A 15,782-nucleotide genomic window follows, 5' to 3' on the forward strand; every position below is an offset into this window, starting at 1 on the left:
GGGCGTGCCGCGTGAAGCTGGATTCGATGTACCAGGACGTGATCCTGGACCACTACAAGAACCCCCATGGACGGGGCCTGAGGGACGGCGACGCAGAGGTACACCATGTCAATCCGACCTGCGGTGACGAGATCACGCTCCGGGTGCGGCTTGACGGCGACACCATCGAGGACGTGAGCTACGAGGGCCAGGGCTGTTCCATCAGCCAGGCCAGCGCCTCCGTGCTCAATGAGCTGCTGGTGGGCAAGGAGCTGGCCGAGGCCCGCAGGATCCAGGAGACCTTCCTGCACCTGATGCAGTCCAAGGGCAAGGCCGAGCCGGACGACGCCATGGAGGAGGTGCTGGAGGACGCGATCGCGTTCGCCGGTGTCTCCAAGTACCCGGCCCGTGTGAAATGCGCCCTCCTGAGCTGGATGGCGTGGAAGGACGCCACGGCACAGGCACTGGGTGAGACCGCCGGAGGGAAGACCGCATGAGTGACAACGTGACCACCACCAAGCCCGCCAGCGAGGAAGAGGTCCGCGAGGCCCTGTACGACGTCGTGGACCCCGAGCTGGGCATCGACGTGGTCAACCTCGGGCTGATCTACGGCATCCACATCGACGACGCCAACATCGCGACGATCGACATGACGCTGACCTCGGCGGCTTGTCCGCTGACCGACGTCATCGAGGACCAGGCCAAGTCCGCGACCGACGGCATCGTCAACGAGCTCCGGATCAACTGGGTCTGGATGCCGCCGTGGGGCCCGGACAAGATCACCGACGATGGACGTGAGCAGCTGCGCGCCCTCGGCTTCAACGTCTGACGTCTCGCCTCCTGGGCTTTGAGAGCGGCCCCCGCGCTTCGGCGCGGGGGCCGTTCGCATGTTCCGGGGCCCCTGGTTATGTACGGCCGTACGCATCGTTGTGTACGATTGTACGCATGGCATATGTGACACTCTCCGGGGCCATCCTGGCCGAGATCCTGGCGACCACCTCGATGAAGTACAGCGAAGGCTTCAGCAGGCTCTGGCCCTCGCTGGCCACGGGCGTGGGCTACCTGCTGTCCTTCGTGCTGCTCGCGCACACGCTCAAGTCCATCTCCGTCAGCACCGCGTACGCCATATGGGCCGGGGCCGGGACCGCCGTCATCGCCGCGATCGGCATGCTCTTCCTGGGGGAGGCGATGACCGCCGCCAAGGTGCTCGGCGTGCTGCTGGTCATCGCCGGGGTGGTGGTGCTCAATCTGAACGGCGCCCACTGATGGGCCGCCGCTACGACCCCGAGCGGCGCCAGCGGATCATCGACGCCGCGGCCGCCGTGGTCCGCGAGCGCGGCATCACGGGGCTCAGCCACCGGGCCGTGGCCGCCGCGGCCGATGTGCCGCTGGGCTCGACGACATACCACTTCGCGACCCTCGACGACCTGCTGGTCGCGGCGCTCCGCCAGATCAACGCGGAGTGGCTGGCGGAGGTGGAGAGCTGGGTGGAGGGCGTCGATCCGGCCGCGCCGCCCGCCGACGAGCTGGCCCGGTGGCTGGAGGAGCAGCTCACCGGCGACCGGACGCGGATGGAGCTGGAGTACGAGCTGTACTTCGCCGCGCTGCGCCATGAGAGGCTGCGGCCGCTCGCCGCCGAGTGCCTGGACGAGATGGCCCGGATGCTGACGCGACTGGTGCGCGACGCGGCCACGGCGCGCGCGGTGGTGGCTCTGATCGACGGGCTGACCTTGCAGGTGCTGCTGGCGGACCGCCCGTACGACCGGGAGGGCACTCGTGCGGCGCTGGCGCGGATCATGGGCGGAGACGGCGGCGACGGGCCGTCCGGGACCGGCCGCTGAGGCCGCATGACGGGCCGTCCGGGACTGGTCGCTGAGGCCGCATGACGGGCCGCCCGGGATCGGCCGATGAGACGGCACGCCGGGCCGCCCCGGGACCGCTCGCTGAGACCGGTTCGCCTCCCGGCCCCGCCTCCGGTTAGCGTTCTGACCATGACCGATGCATCCACCACCGCCCCCACCGGCGCCGTCGCCGCCGGTCTCGCCACCCTCACCGAGGACGGCACCGTTCTGGACACCTGGTTCCCGGCCCCCGAGCTGGCCGCCGAGCCCGGCCCGGCCGGGACCGAGCGGCTCGACGCCGAGCGGACCGCGCAACTGCTGGGCGAGACCGCCCTCAAGGCGGTCGGGCCGGACCCCCGGCGCGGCGTCGAGGTCGTCGCCGTCCGCACGGTCATCGCCTCGCTGGACGAGAAGCCGCTGGACGCGCACGACGTCTATCTGCGGCTGCATCTGCTCAGCCACCGGCTGGTCAAGCCGCACGGCCTGAGCCTGGACGGCCAGTTCGGCCTGCTCGCCAACGTCGCCTGGACCTCGCTCGGCCCCGTCGCCGCCGACCAGGTCGAGCGGGCCCGGCTCGCCGCCCGCGCCGAGGGGCTGCACCTGGCGGTGACCAGTGTCGACAAGTTCCCCCGGATGACCGACTACGTCGTCCCCGCCGGCGTCCGCATCGGCGACGCCGACCGGGTCCGCCTCGGCGCGCACCTCGCCCCCGGGACCACGGTCATGCACGAGGGCTTCGTCAACTTCAACGCGGGCACGCTGGGCACCTCCATGGTCGAGGGCCGGATCAGCGCGGGCGTCGTGGTCGGCGACGGCTCCGACATCGGCGGCGGCGCCTCGATCATGGGCACCCTCTCCGGCGGCGGCAAGCAGACGATCACCATCGGCGAGCGCTGCCTGCTCGGCGCCGAGGCGGGCCTGGGCATCCCGCTCGGCGACGACTGCATCGTCGAAGCGGGGCTGTATGTCACGGCGGGCACCCGCGTCACCCTCCCGGACGGCAAGATCGCCAAGGCCCTGGAGCTCTCCGGCGCCGACAACCTCCTCTTCCGCCGCAACTCCATCACCGGCGCGGTCGAGGCGCTGCCCCGCACCGGTTCCTGGGGCGGGCTGAACGAGGCGCTGCACAGCCACAACTGAGTTGGGGCGCGCGGGGTTTCGCGCCGGTCCCGGAGGTGCGGGGGCAGCACAGCCTCCGCACCCCCGGAAGGGTTTTCTCAGGGGCGCACCCGCACCACCTGCGGGTCGTGGTCGCTGGACTGGTCCGCGAACTCGGCGTTGATGTGCACGATGTCGTAGTCGGCACGGCGCAGCGCGCGGCTGGTCAGGATGTGGTCCAGCACCTGCGAATTGCCGTTGTAGACATAGCCGTAGCGCTCGTCCCTCGGCAGCCGGGTCACCAGGTCCGTCAGCACACCGCCCTTGGTGAGGTCGGCCAGCGCGGGCGAGAACTGGTAGTCGTTGAGGTCACCCGCGACGACCACCGCGGCCTTCGGGTCGGCGTTGAGCAGCGCCTTGACGAAGGTGTTGACGGTCTTGGCCTGTCCGGTGCGCTGGGTCTCCGAGGAGCGGGCCGGGGGCTGGAAGCGGCTGTCCAGGCCCTGGTCGCCGCCCTTGGAGTTGAAGTGGTTCGCGACCACGAACACCGGGCGGCCCCGGAAGGAGAACTGCCCGACCAGCGGCTTGCGGCTGTCCTTCCAGGCGCCGTTCGCCGGGTCGATACGTCCGGGGGAGGCCGACAGCGTGGCCTTGCCGCCCTTCTTCTCGACCGTCACCGGGGTGGTGGAGTCGCCGCCGGGGATGTCGGTGAAGGAGACCCGCTTCGGGTTGTAGAGGAACGCCACGCGGATGTTGCCGCCCGGCTCGCCGCCGTCCTGGTCGTCAACCGGGTCGATCTGGCGCCACTCGTACGAGGGGCCGCCCGCCGCCTTGATCGCGTCGGTGAGCTTCGTCAGCGTGGCGTCGGCGCCCACCACCGAGTCGTTCGTGGCGCCGTTGTCGTCCTGGACCTCCTCCAGCGCGACGATGTCCGGCGAGGCGAGGTGCTCCACCAGCCCGGTGGCCAGCCGGTCGAACTTCGACTGGGCGGTCTTGGGGGAGAGGTTCTCCACGTTGTAGGTGGCGATGGAGAGTTCGTCCGCCTTCTGCTTGCGGGTGGTCTCCCGCTTCGGGCCGTGGTCGGCCAGGTCGCCCATCGTGGTGGCCGCGAGCGTGTAGCCGCCGAAGTTGTCGTAGTCCAGCGGCCCGGCCGTGGTGCCGGTCAGCGAGTCGCCGACGTCCGCGACGGGGAAGGGGTGCTCGGCGTAGGGGAGGAGGGAGACCACCTTCACCCGGCCCGCGTTCGGGTCGCGGTACGAGCCGTAGAGGGCGCCGCCGCGCTCGGTCCGCTGGTGGCGGGGCTCGGCGGTGACCCACAGCTCCTTGTAGGTGTTGGTCGCGCCGACCACGGGGGCGTTCTCGACCGAGACCCGCATGCCCTCCAGCGACTCGTAGCGGTCCAGGGCGTACGAGCGCGGCCGCAGCGTCAGCCCCTCGATGGAGTCGCCGCCGGCGTCCGGGGTGTAGCGGTCGGGGATCGTGGCGGGGTTGAGCCGGTATGCGGCGGGCAGCGCGTTGCCGGAGGACCGGACCGTCCAGGTCGCCTTGGAGATCTCGGTGAGCGACTGCAGACCGGCGTCCTTGCCGCCCGGGTAGTACTCGGACACCGTCCCGGAGACCAGCACCGAGTCGCCCACGGCGACCGAGGGCGTGGTCGATCCGGTGAAGACGAAGATCGCCTCGCTGGTGGCCGTGTCCCGGTCGGGCTCGGTGTCCTGGATCCAGAAGCCACGCGACGAGCCGAAGGCGCGTATCGCCGTGACCGTGCCGGGGACCTCGGTCACCTGCTGTCCGGCGAGCGGGGATATCCGGGTGGTGCCCTGGATGTCATGGATGCGGATCTCGGCGGCGGAGGCCGACGAGGGCACGACGAGCAGCCCGGCCGCGAGGGCGGAGGCGGCGACGGCGGTGACGGCGACGGGTCCGCGCGGTGCGCGAAGGGACATGGTGGTGGCCTCCGAAAGGAGTGAACGGCGAGGAAATCGCCTCTACGCGCGTCAATCTCTTTCCTGGGCGCTGAAGTTGTCAAGACAGGACGGGTGGCTTGCGGATGGCGGGAGCGGGGCGGGGACATGAACCAGGGGGCGCCGCCCGCCCCCTCGCCCCGGCCGGTTCCCGGAGCCCGCCGGCCGAATTCACCGCTTGCCGCGGTGCGGGATCGGACGCGGGACCACATCGGGACGAAAGTGCCCTCCCGTTCCGTCTACGCTGGGGTCCGGGCCGTGCCGTGGCGCCCGTGCCCGTACACCCGCATATCCGTACCCCCATGGCTCCACAGCGGGGTCCTGAGACCCGTAGCCTCATAGCTCCACAGCCCCCGCACAGCTCCATAGCCCCACAGCCCTATAGCCCCACAGCCCCCGCGACTTCCGCGCCCCGAGGAGTGACGTCCGCCCATGCCAGAAGAGCGCCCCACCATGCCGCCCGTGCGGCTTCGCACCGACGCGGAACTCGCGCGGGACGCACTCGCCGCGCCGCTCCTCGCCCGCGCGGTCCGGCTCGCCCGCTGGGCCGAGCCGGGGAAGCCGGTGGCGTCGGGCGGGGTGCTGCCGGAGGGCGAGCTGCGGGCGGCGATCGAGCTGCTGGGGCTCGCGGGGGACGAGGACGGGCCCGAGCACACGGCGCAGGCGTGGCAGCTCGCCGTCGACACCGGGCTGGTCGAGATCGACGAGTCCGAGGAGGCGTCGGGCGCCGGGGCGGCCGCGCGGCCCGATGGCGACGGCGATGGCGACGGTAAGGGTGACGGCGACCGTGCGGACGGCGAGGCGCCGCTCGGGGACGAGTTCTCCGCCCTCGCGATCAGCGGCGAGGAGCTGCGGCTGATCACCGAGGGCGGCCCCCGCGACATTCTGGACATCTGGCTCGACGGCTTCGAGACGGTGCTGGCCGATGCCGCCGCCCCCGACCTGGGTGACATCGCCGCCCAGATCAGCGAGGGCGGTGAGCTCGACCTCGACGCGATCGACTGGAACCCTGAGGAGGAGGCCGAGTTCCTCGACGGGGTGCTGGGCAACCTCTATCTGCTGACCGCCCTGGACGAGGAGGCCGCCGCGGCCTCCGTACCGCTGCCCGCGCTGGCCGCCTCCATGATCGTCCCCGAGGACATGGACGAGCCCACCGACGACGTCCTCGAAGAGGTCTCCGAGGCGATGGTGCGGCTGGACGACCAGTTCCGGCTGCTCGCCCCGACCGGCCTGATCGACTACCAGCCGGTGGACGAGGCGCTGATCCAGGAGGTCGACGGCGAGGGCCGGATCCAGGAGCCCGAGACGGCCGAGGAGCTCGAGGACGAGGACGTCTCCCGCTACGGCATGGTGCGGCTCACCCCGCTCGGCGTCTACGCCGTACGGGCCCGGATGATCGAGGCGGGCATCGACGCCCCGGCCGTCGGTGACCTGGCCGACAAGGGCGCCGACATCCTGCTGGACGCCCTCCCCGGCCACCCCGAGCCCGCCGCGCAGGCCGAGGCCGAGCAGTGGCTGGCCCGCCGTACGCCCGAGGAGGCCGCCCGCGAGCTGCTGGCCGCCGCGCGCGGCGACGACGAGGACGCACCCCTGCGCCGCCTCACCTGCCAGCAGACCCTCTCGCTGGTCGGGACCGAGGCCGAGCCCGCGCTGCGCGAGGTACTCGACGACCGCCACCTGGGCGGACTGGCCCGGGTCTGGCTGGCCGAGCACGAGGTGGCGGGCGTCCCGGAGCCGTCGGAGGCGATGGTCTTCTGGCTGACCGTGGACACCCTCGCGGCCCAGCTCGCCACCGAGGGCGACTCGGCGGAGCTGCGGGATCTGGTGCGCGGCCTGGTCGACCAGTCGGGGAGCTTCTTCGACTCGGCCTGGCGGGTGGACCACCCGGCGACCGCGGAGGTGCTGGAGGCGATGGGCCGACTGCACCCGGACAAGCAGGCCGCCAAGGAAGCCCGCAAGGCCGCCTTCAAGGCCCGCTCAAGGGCATAGCCACGCGGGGGCTCACCGCGGCCGTGGCCGATCCGTGACGCGGGCGCGCTGCGGCCTGGGCCGGCCCGTGGCGTCGTCGCAGAACGACCGCCCGCCTGGCCCGGCCCGGTGCCGCCCGTGCCCCCGACACCCCGGGCCCCGGACGGCAGAAGCGCCCCACACCCGCGCACCGCGCCTCGCAACACCCACGGGCGTACCGCCGGGGGCGTCTCGCGGCATCCGCCGCGCGGGAGACCCCGCTCAGGGATATCCGCCGGATCGTGCCGCTTGCGACGGGGCTGTTCCCCTCCCGCCCCTTCCCGCGGCATCGGTGTGCGGCTTCGCCGTGTGGTGGGGCTCTGCGCTGGACCCCGGGGCCGGGGGGTGAAGTCCTGGTGACGGGTGCGGTCCGGGCAGGCTGTTCCCGTCCCTGTGCCTTCCCGCGGCATCGGTGTGCGGCTTCGCCGTGTGGTGGGGCTCTGCGCTGGACCCCGGGGTCCGGGGGTGAAGTCCTGGTGACGGGTGCGGTCCGGGCAGGCTGTTCCCGTCCCTGTGCCTTCCCGCGGCATCGGTATGCGGCTCCGCCGCCTGGTGGGGGTCCGCCTCGGACTCCGGGGTCCAGGGGCGGAGCCCTTGGTATCGGGAAGGGGCGGGGAGGGGAAAGATCCGCCGGGCACCCCCTGGCACGAGCACGGGCGTGGGCGGGGCTGGCCCCGTCCCGGGGCCTGCCTGGCGCTTGCGTGTCGCGGTCCGGTGCGGGCGCCCGCCCGCTGGACGGGCGTGCCGCCGGGCGGCACGCCCACTCCGCCGCGCCGAAGGCCCCTCGGGGGGCACCGGTCCCGCGAGGGGCTCGCGATTTCCCCCGGCCGGGAAGTTGAGGGCTGCCTAGAGCCGTATCGGCCTACGCTCCGTATAAGGGGTCGGCGGTCATTCGTCCCTTGATGTCGCGCTCCGTTCAACTGATGTTCGGGCGGGGACGGGAACGTATGGCCGCAGTCGGAGGACACCATCCTGCGTTCGGGAGAAGACATGTCGCTCAGCCGAAGAGACTTCGCGAAGCGTTCCGCGTACACCGGGGCCGGGGTCGCCCTGGTCGGAAGCGCGGGGGTGCTCGCCACCGCCCCCGGCGCGCTCGCCGCTGAGGCGACCGACGCGGGCGCCGCGGGTGCCGCGGGCGTCGCGGGCCACCCTGGTCACGGCGGCGCGTCGCTCGGCTACGGTCCGCTCGTCGAGGACCCCAAGGGCATCCTGGCGTTGCCCAAGGGGTTCCGCTACAAGATCATCACCCGCACCGGTGAGACGAAGCTGGAGTCCGGCGAGTCCACCCCGTCCAACCACGACGGCACCGCCACCTTCGAGGGCTCGCGCGGTGCGACGCTGCTGGTCAACAATCACGAGCTGGCCGGCCCCCGCAGCGACTGGCCGCACCCGGTCCCGCTGATCGAGGGGCTGGTCTACGACCCGGCGGCCTCCGGCGGCTGCACCGTCGTCGAGGTCTCCAAGCACGGCGACCATGTCACCGAGTGGGTCGGCATCGCGGGCACCGCCACCAACTGCGCCGGTGGCCGCACCCCCTGGGGCACCTGGCTGACCTGCGAGGAGACCGAGGACAAGGCCGGCCAGAACGGCATGACCAAGGACCACGGCTACGTCTTCGAGGTCGACCCGCACGACCGTAAGGCCAACCGCGACCCGAAGCCGATCAAGGCCCTGGGCCGGTACGCCCACGAGGCCGTCGTCGTGGACCCCAAGCGCGGCCACCTCTACCTCACCGAGGACGCCTCCGGCCCGAACGGCCTCCTCTACCGCTGGGTGCCGCCGCACGGCTTCGAGCACGGCCGCGGCAAGCTCGACCGGCTCAAGGACGACGCGGGCGTGCTTCAGGCGCCCAAGTGCTACGACTCGGGCGGCAACTTCGTGGACGACCTGTCCCGCGCCACCAAGACCGGCACGGTCTACGGCGTGGACTGGGAGCCGGTGCCGGACCGCGACGCGAAGTCCGTGTCGGTGCGCAAGCAGTTCAAGGACGGCGAGATCACCCGGGCGCGCAAGCTCGAGGGCATGTGGTGGGCCGACGGCGGCGCGTACATCGTCTCCTCGTTCGCCCGTGAGGAGAGCCCGGTCCAGCACGACGGCCAGGTCTGGTTCTACGACCCCAAGCGCCGCACCCTCACCCTCAAGGTGCTGCTCGGCGTCAACCCCGACCCGTCGAAGGACGGCGCCTTCGACGGCCCGGACAACATCACCGTCTCGCCGTACGGCGGTCTGGTCATCGCCGAGGACGGCGAGGGCATCCAGCACCTCTTCGGCGCCACCGAGGACGGCCGGACGTACCCGATCGCGCGCAACGACCTGAACATCGGCACGGCGGAGGAGCCGGAGTTCAGCGAGTTCACCGGTGTGGTCTTCTCGCCCGACGGATCGACGCTGTACGCCAACATCCAGGTGCCGGGCATCATGCTCGCGATCACCGGCCCCTGGCGCCGCCAGCGCTGACGTACGCCGATCAGGCCGTAAGGCCGAAGGCCGAAGGCGAAGGCCGGACGGCCGCAAGGCCCGGGGGAATCCTCCCGGCCGGGGGATGCGTTGACGTGAGGGTGACCTCACGCCTGCGCACCACCCCCTTCTCCATCCTGGACCGCTCCCGCACCCGCCAGGGCCGGGAGCGGTCGCAGGCGCTTCGCGACACCGTACGGTTCGCCCAGCAGGCCGAGGCCCTCGGCTACCACCGCTTCTGGGTCTCCGAGCACCACAGCGTGCCCGGCGTCGCCGGTTCGGCGCCCACGGTGCTGGCGTCCGCCGTCGCGGCGGCGACGGTCCGCATCCGGGTGGGCACGGGCGGGGTGATGCTGCCGAACCACCGCCCGCTCGTCGTCGCGGAGCAGTTCGGGGTGCTCGAATCCCTCTTCCCGGGCCGGATCGACATGGGCCTGGGCCGCTCCGTCGGCTTCACCGACGGCATCCGCCGCGCCCTGGGCACCGAGAAGGACGCCGCGCAGGACTTCGGCGCCCAACTGGACGAGCTGCTCGGCTGGTTCACCGGCGAGCAGGACGCCTACCCCCAGGTCCACGCCCATCCGGCGGAGGGGCTGCGGCTGCCCGTCTTCGTCCTGGCCACCGGCGCGGGCGCGGATCTGGCGGCGCGGGCCGGACTGTCCCTGGTGATCGGCGATCTGCGGGGCCGGGACGAGATGCTGCGCGCGATCGACCGCTACCGCGCGGGCTTCCGCCCCTCGGCGTGGTCCTCCGCCCCGTACGTCGTCGTCTCGGGCAATGTCGCGGTCGCCGGCACGGCGCAGGAGGCCCGCCGGCTGCTGCTCCCCGAGGCATGGGCGATGGCCTACTCCCGCACCCACGGCGCCTTCCCGCCGCTGGCCCCGGCTTCGGAGATCGAGGCCCGGGAGATGACCGAGAAGGAGCGCGGCTTCTACGAGCGGGGCCTGCGCGGCCAGTTGTACGGCACGGAGGACGAGGTCGCCGCCGCGCTCGACGAGCTGATCGAGCGCAGCGACGCCGACGAGGTGCTGGTCACGACGAGCACCTACGACCGCGAGGCCCTGCTGGATTCGTACCGACGCCTGGCCCGCTTGGCGGGGCTGTCGGGCGACTCCGGCCCCGGCCCGGGTTCCGGTTCGGCGCCGGGCCGCAACGTCACCGGGTTCGCGCATGCCGAGTCGTGGTCATGAGTCCGGCATCCGCAGTGGCGCAGAAGCGCCCGCGCCGCGTCGACCTCCGCCCGGCTCAGTGCCCCATGACGGGCTTCGTACTCGGCGGTCAGCTCGGCAAGACGGTCCCGCTCGACCTGTCGCCGCGCGGCCTGGTGGCAATCGGCGCCCGTCAGTTCGTTTGGGCTCACGTCAGACGGCGACAAGCGTGATCCTCTCCCCACACAGCTTGGCCATGTCGTCCGTGTCCGAGGTCAGCATGACCACAGGACCTGCCTGGTGAAGCGCGGTGACGGCCACCATGGCGTCGATGGCGTATTTGTGGCCGTGCAGGCCGGTGTCCCGCAGGAGCAGCGCGGCTTCCTTGGACCAGTCGACACTGAGCGGTTCGACGCGCAGTTGCGACAGCACGTGGTTCCAGCGGGCGCGTTTGATGCCGTTGTGCTGGGCTTCGATGAGCGTGGCTCCGCTGACCACGCGGTCGGCGCCGCGGTCCAGCGCGGACCGCACCATGTTCATCACGGCCCGGTCCTCTTCGAGGTAGAGCGACAACCCTTGGCTGTCCAGCACCAAGCTGCCGGCCCCGGTCAGCCGGCCTCGCGCCACCGGGACTCCCGGCCTTCGGCCGCGGACCAGACGTCCGCGGCCGCTTGGCGCTCCTCGGCCGTGAAGGGGCCGTGCTCCTTCTCGAACTCGGCGAGATTCTCGCGAGTGGCCTGGTTGCGCAGGTGCGCCTCGATGGCAGCGGCGACAAGGGCGGAGACGCCGCGGTTGCCCGCCCGGTCCCGCAACGCCCGCACCGTGCCCTCGGGGAGGGACACGCTGAGCGCCTTCGCGGGTCCCTCCCCGATTCCCGGCTCCACTGAGTCCTCATGCATGCGGCCAGTTTAGCAATCGGTTTAATAATCCGGGGCGGAAACGCCTGACGGGTGGCGGGCGGGGTGGTTCACAGGGCCTTGCCGGCGGGCTTGGCCATGCCGCGCACGGTGCGTGAGTCCACGTACTCACCCATCGCGGTCATCTCCCACTCGCCCGAGAACTGCTTGATCAGCTTCGCCATCATCACGCCCGTGCGCGACTCGGCGTGGGTGAGGTCGAAGCGGACCAGTTCCTCGCCGGACTGGGCGTCGAGCAGGCGGCAGTACGCCTTGGCCACATCGGTGAACTTCTGGCCGGTGAAGGAGTTGACCGTGAAGACCAGGGCGGTGACCTCGGGCGGGAGGCCGCCGAGGTGGACGGTGATGGACTCGTCGTCGCCTCCGCCCTCACCGGTGAGGTTGTCGCCGGAGTGCTGAATGGCGCCGTTGAGGATGGCCAGCTTGCCGAAGAAGCAGGCGTCGATCTTCTTACGGTCGACGCCGAAGGCGATCACGGACGCGTCCAGGTCGATGTCCTTGCCGCGGAAGGCGGGCTCCCAGCCCAGGCCCATCTTCACGGAGCTGAGCAACGGGCGGCCGCCCTTGACCAGCGACACCGTCTGGTTCTTCTGCAGGCTGACGCGGCCCTTGTCGAGGTTGATCTTCCCGGTGGCCGGGGCCGGTGCGGCGGCGGGCGGCGCGGCCGGGGCGGCGGGCGGCGGGGCGCTCGGCATGGGCGGCGGGGGCTGGAAACCGGCGGGCGGGCCGCTCGGCGGGGCCGGCGCCTGGGCGGCGGGGGCGGCCGGTGCGGCGGGCTCCTCGACCGACACCCCGAAGTCGGTGGCGATGCCCGCCAGACCGTTGGCATACCCCTGCCCGACCGCGCGCACCTTCCACGCCCCATTGCGCCGGTAGACCTCCACGGTCACCAGAGCGGTCTCGTTGCCCAGCTGCGGCGGGGTGAACGTGGCGATCACCGCGCCGTCGTCGGCGCCGCGCACGGTGGCGGTCGGCTCGGTGCCCGCGAACGTCGCCCCTGGCGCGTCCAGACTCGCGGTCACCACGATCTTCTCGATGTCGGCGGGGACGGCGGCGGTGTCCACGGTGATGGTGTCGCCCGCGCCCGCCGCTCCGGCGCGATGGGTCACCCCGGGTCCGGCGGGCTGGTTGTAGAAGACGAAGTCGTCGTCGGAGCGCACCTTGCCGTTGGCGGTGAGCAGCAGGCCCGATACGTCGAGCCGCACCGGAGCGGTGACGTCAACCGCCACGCGCGCGACGGAGAGGGGGAGATTCGAGCCGGGTGTCATAGCGGTCATGCCCGGGGTAACGAACGCCCCCGCTTTACGGTTCCTTGACCTGCGTCTGACTTCCGTCAAGACCTGCCCCGCCGCGGTCGCCCGTGAGCCGCCCCGCCGCGGTCGCCCGTGAGCCGCCCCGCCGCGGTCGCCCGTGAGCCGCCCGGCCGCGGTCGGGCCGTGGCCTGCCTCGCCGCGGTCGGGCCCTGGTCGCCTCGCCCCGGTCGGCCCGGTCCGGCTGTCGGTGGCCCCCGCCATCATGGTCCGCATGACGACCGAGCCCGACGCGCTGCACACCCTGGCCCGCACCCACCTGCCCGCCGACCTCGCCGCCCGCTGGACCGGGCTGCTGCGCCCGGCCGCCCACCTCCGCCCGGCCGGGGCGGCCGATCCGGTCGTCGGCCGGCTCGGCGGGCTGCCCCGGCTGCCCGAGGGCGTGGAGTGGCCGGTGTGGGAGGGGCACGGGCCGCTGGGCTTCGTCGCCGATCTGGACTGCGCCGCGCTGCCTCGGGGGGAGCTGGACATACCGCTGCCCGCCGATGGCCGCTTGGCCTTCTTCTACTACGGCGACGAGGACGACGACGTGCTGGTCGACACCGCCGACCCGGACACCTGGGCCGGTGCCCGCGTGCTCCACCTCCCGCCCGCGCCCGCCGACGCGCCCGTACGGCCCGCACCGCCCGGTCTCACCCCCTACCCGGAGCTGCCGCTGACCGCCCATATGGCGCCGAGCGCCCCCGACTTCGATCTGCCCGCGCTGACCGCGGCGTGCGGCGAGGACGCGTTTCCGGACGCGTTCGAGAGGGCGATATGGGACCACCAGAGCGGTGTCGCCCATCAGATCGGCGGCCATGCCCAGGCCGTTCAGGGCGCGGTGGAGATCGTGGTGGCCCATGGCGCGCTGGGCGGACGGGACGTGTCGTGGGAGGACCCGCGGCTCGACGAGGAGGCGGGGCGCTGGGTGCTCCTCGCGCAGTTCGACTCCGACGAGGACGCGGACATGATGTGGGGCGACGGCGGCGCGCTGTACTGGCTGATCCGCCCCGACGACCTCGCCGCGGGCCGCTTCGAGAAGGCCATGTTCACCTGGCAGTGCTGCTGACGGCTTTGCCGCCCCGGCAAACCCCGTTGGGGATCCGTCGGGTGCCGATCGATTCTGCGGGCTGATCCCGTCAGGGAGGCCGACCCGTCAGAAAGGCACCCGCCCATGCATGTCTTCGTCACCGGCGCGAGCGGCTACATCGGCGGCACCGTCGCCGTCCGCCTGCTCCGAGCAGGCCACCACGTCAGTGGGCTGACCCGCGATCCGGCCAAGGCCGGGCAGCTCGCCCGGCTGGGCATCGAGCCGGTGGTGGGTTCGCTCGACGACGCGGACCTCCTCGCCGCGCGGGCCCGCCGGGCCGACGCCGTGGTCAACGCGGCCGACAGCGACCACCGCGCGGCCGTGGACACGCTCATCGCCGCCCTGGCCGGATCAGGTAAGGCGCTGATCCACACCAGCGGCTCCAGCACGGTCGGCACCGGCACGGAGGGCGAGGCGTCGGAGGTGGTTTACGACGAGGGCGTCCTGGACCCGGGATCGGCCTGGGAGCCCGACCACCCCATCCGCGCGGCCCGGGTCGCCATCGACCGCCTGGTGCTCGGCGCGGCCGAGCGGGAGGTGCGGTCGGCGGTGCTGTGCGACAGCCTGATCTACGGGCACGGGCGGGGCCCGGGCCGGGACAGTGTCCTGATCGCCGCACTGGTCCGGCAGGCCCGCGCCGGTGGGGTGGTCCGCCATGTCGGCCCCGGCCGCAACATCTGGTCCACCGTCCATGTCGACGACGTCGCCGACCTCTACCTCCTCGCGCTGGAGAAGACGCCTCCGGGCGCCTTCTACTTCGTGGAGAACGGTGAGGAGTCGTTCGGCGCGATCGCCGAGGCCATCGCCCGCTCTCTTGGACTGCCCGGCCCCCGCCCCTGGGACCCCGACGCGCCGGACAACGTCTGGAACCCCCAGTTCGCCCGGCACGCCCTGGGCTCCAACAGCCGCGTACGGGCGCGCCGTGCCCGCGCGCTACTCGGCTGGGACCCGCGACACCGCTCGATCGCGGACTGGATCCTCCGCGAGCTGCGCTGACCGATCGGGGCGGCGGTGCACAGGGCGGCGCACGGTGGCGGCCGTCACGCCGATCACGCACACCGCCATGCCCGCGAGGGCGGTCCACCCGGGCGCGTCCCCGAACATCGCGTAGGCCCACACCAGCGTGGTCGGGGGCGTGAGGTAGATCAGCGCGCTGGTGCCGGTGACGCCGTTGCGGCGCAGGCTCAGCCAGTAGAAGCCGTAGCCGCCGACCGTGGAGAGCAGCACCGTCCACGCCACCGCGGCCCAGAAGCCCCCGCCCGCCGGGGGTGCGGCATGGCCTCCGACGAGGGCGACCCCGGTGAACAGTACGGCGCTGACGAGGCAGTGGAGCGGTATGGCGTCCATGGGGGCGAGCGGCGCCCGGGCCCTGCGTTCGAGGAAGCTCGCGGCCAGCAGTGCCGCCATGGCGGCGAAGGGCAGCCCGTACGCCCAGGCCGGGGCGGTGGTGGGGCCCGCCGACAGATCGCCCTGGACGACGAGCGCGACCCCGCCGAGGCCGATGGCCAGCCCCGCCCACTGGCGCGGGCTGACCGTCTCCCCGAGCAGCCGCCCGGCCAGCGCGCCCGCCGCGAGCGGCTGCAACGCGGCGATCAGCGCGGCGGTGCCGGACGGCACGCCGAGCCCGACCGCCCAGACGATCCCGCCGAGATAGCCGCCCTGTGAAAGCGCCCCGATCGCCGCCTGCTCGGCCAGGGCGCGTGGGCGCAGCCTGCGGCGCCTGAACAGCGCCCAGGCGCCGCCCAAGATCGCCGCCGCCGCGAGGAAGCGCCACATCAGCAGGGTGTCGGCGGCGGCCTCCCTCGTGCCGAGCTCGGCTCCAATGAAGCCGGAGCTCCACATCACGACGAGGCCGATGGAGGTGACGGCGGCGCTGACGGGCATGGGGTGTCCTCGTTCTGGTTGGGGTCTGCTCCGGGTATACCGATCTGTTTACTCCCTCATCCACTAGACTAAACAGATCGGTATACACGTCAACCCCGACCCGGAGGT

General features: G+C 72.5%; 15 protein-coding genes. 10 read left to right on the plus strand and 5 right to left on the minus strand.

What is annotated here, in order from left to right:
• Positions 1 to 11 precede the first annotated feature (11 nt).
• The 5 genes from sufU to dapD all read left to right on the plus strand — a co-directional run bounded on the left by sufU (position 12) and on the right by dapD (position 2,960).
• The gene (sufU, locus tag J5X86_RS25350) at positions 12 to 476 is read left to right on the plus strand and encodes a Fe-S cluster assembly sulfur transfer protein SufU (protein WP_078640797.1); all 465 of its coding nucleotides are present in this window, start codon (positions 12 to 14) and stop codon (positions 474 to 476) included.
• Positions 473 to 808: a metal-sulfur cluster assembly factor gene (locus tag J5X86_RS25355; protein ID WP_059144908.1), complete on the plus strand. Its 336-nt coding sequence runs from the start codon at positions 473 to 475 to the stop codon at positions 806 to 808. Before sufU ends, J5X86_RS25355 begins: the two co-directional genes overlap by 4 nt.
• Positions 809 to 924: 116 nt before the next feature.
• Positions 925 to 1,245, plus strand: coding sequence for a multidrug efflux SMR transporter (locus J5X86_RS25360; RefSeq protein ID WP_078640796.1), 321 nt, complete (start codon positions 925 to 927; stop codon positions 1,243 to 1,245).
• On the plus strand, positions 1,245 to 1,820 hold the full coding sequence (locus J5X86_RS25365) for a TetR/AcrR family transcriptional regulator (RefSeq protein ID WP_208519029.1): 576 nt from the start codon (positions 1,245 to 1,247) through the stop codon (positions 1,818 to 1,820). Before J5X86_RS25360 ends, J5X86_RS25365 begins: the two co-directional genes overlap by 1 nt.
• Before the next feature lie 150 nt (positions 1,821 to 1,970).
• The gene (gene dapD / locus J5X86_RS25370) at positions 1,971 to 2,960 is read left to right on the plus strand and encodes a 2,3,4,5-tetrahydropyridine-2,6-dicarboxylate N-succinyltransferase (protein ID WP_208519030.1); all 990 of its coding nucleotides are present in this window, start codon (positions 1,971 to 1,973) and stop codon (positions 2,958 to 2,960) included.
• Positions 2,961 to 3,037: 77 nt separating this feature from the next.
• Here the strand turns inward: dapD and J5X86_RS25375 are convergent, their stop codons facing one another.
• Entirely contained in the window at positions 3,038 to 4,864 is a 1,827-nt protein-coding gene (locus J5X86_RS25375) for an endonuclease/exonuclease/phosphatase family protein (protein WP_208519031.1), read from the minus strand.
• Between the two features lie 450 nt (positions 4,865 to 5,314).
• Here J5X86_RS25375 and J5X86_RS25380 point away from each other — a divergent pair, with 450 nt between their 5' ends.
• The 3 genes from J5X86_RS25380 to J5X86_RS25390 all read left to right on the plus strand — a co-directional run bounded on the left by J5X86_RS25380 (position 5,315) and on the right by J5X86_RS25390 (position 10,536).
• A complete protein-coding gene (locus J5X86_RS25380; RefSeq protein WP_208519032.1) occupies positions 5,315 to 6,871 on the plus strand; it encodes a hypothetical protein in 1,557 nt (518 codons plus the stop codon).
• Positions 6,872 to 7,879: 1,008 nt separating this feature from the next.
• The gene (locus J5X86_RS25385; RefSeq protein WP_208519033.1) at positions 7,880 to 9,346 is read left to right on the plus strand and encodes an alkaline phosphatase PhoX; all 1,467 of its coding nucleotides are present in this window, start codon (positions 7,880 to 7,882) and stop codon (positions 9,344 to 9,346) included.
• A 101-nt stretch (positions 9,347 to 9,447) separates the two neighbouring features.
• Positions 9,448 to 10,536, plus strand: a complete 1,089-nt coding sequence (locus J5X86_RS25390) for an LLM class flavin-dependent oxidoreductase (protein ID WP_308124715.1) — start codon at positions 9,448 to 9,450, stop codon at positions 10,534 to 10,536.
• A 171-nt stretch (positions 10,537 to 10,707) separates the two neighbouring features.
• Here J5X86_RS25390 and J5X86_RS25395 read toward each other — a convergent pair whose 3' ends face one another.
• The 3 genes from J5X86_RS25395 to J5X86_RS25405 form a co-directional block, all read right to left on the minus strand.
• Positions 10,708 to 11,121, minus strand: coding sequence for a PIN domain-containing protein (locus tag J5X86_RS25395; RefSeq protein WP_208519034.1), 414 nt, complete (start codon positions 11,119 to 11,121; stop codon positions 10,708 to 10,710).
• Positions 11,103 to 11,393 (minus strand): hypothetical protein, encoded by a 291-nt coding sequence (locus tag J5X86_RS25400; protein WP_208519035.1) that lies wholly within the window; start codon positions 11,391 to 11,393, stop codon positions 11,103 to 11,105. Before J5X86_RS25400 ends, J5X86_RS25395 begins: the two co-directional genes overlap by 19 nt.
• Positions 11,394 to 11,461: 68 nt before the next feature.
• Positions 11,462 to 12,679: a TerD family protein gene (locus tag J5X86_RS25405; protein WP_208519113.1), complete on the minus strand. Its 1,218-nt coding sequence runs from the start codon at positions 12,677 to 12,679 to the stop codon at positions 11,462 to 11,464.
• Between the two features lie 256 nt (positions 12,680 to 12,935).
• Here J5X86_RS25405 and J5X86_RS25410 point away from each other — a divergent pair, with 256 nt between their 5' ends.
• Together J5X86_RS25410 and J5X86_RS25415 are read left to right on the plus strand one after the other, a co-directional pair.
• On the plus strand, positions 12,936 to 13,769 hold the full coding sequence (locus J5X86_RS25410) for a YwqG family protein (protein ID WP_208519036.1): 834 nt from the start codon (positions 12,936 to 12,938) through the stop codon (positions 13,767 to 13,769).
• Between the two features lie 105 nt (positions 13,770 to 13,874).
• On the plus strand, positions 13,875 to 14,786 hold the full coding sequence (locus tag J5X86_RS25415; RefSeq protein WP_208519037.1) for an NAD-dependent epimerase/dehydratase family protein: 912 nt from the start codon (positions 13,875 to 13,877) through the stop codon (positions 14,784 to 14,786).
• Here the strand turns inward: J5X86_RS25415 and J5X86_RS25420 are convergent.
• On the minus strand, positions 14,724 to 15,674 hold the full coding sequence (locus J5X86_RS25420; RefSeq protein WP_208519038.1) for a DMT family transporter: 951 nt from the start codon (positions 15,672 to 15,674) through the stop codon (positions 14,724 to 14,726). The genes J5X86_RS25415 and J5X86_RS25420 overlap by 63 nt on opposite strands.
• Between the last annotated feature and the right edge of the window lie 108 nt (positions 15,675 to 15,782).

The organism is Streptomyces sp. NEAU-YJ-81 (assembly GCF_017592595.1).
GTDB classification, from domain to species: Bacteria; Actinomycetota; Actinomycetes; order Streptomycetales; family Streptomycetaceae; genus Streptomyces; species Streptomyces hygroscopicus_B.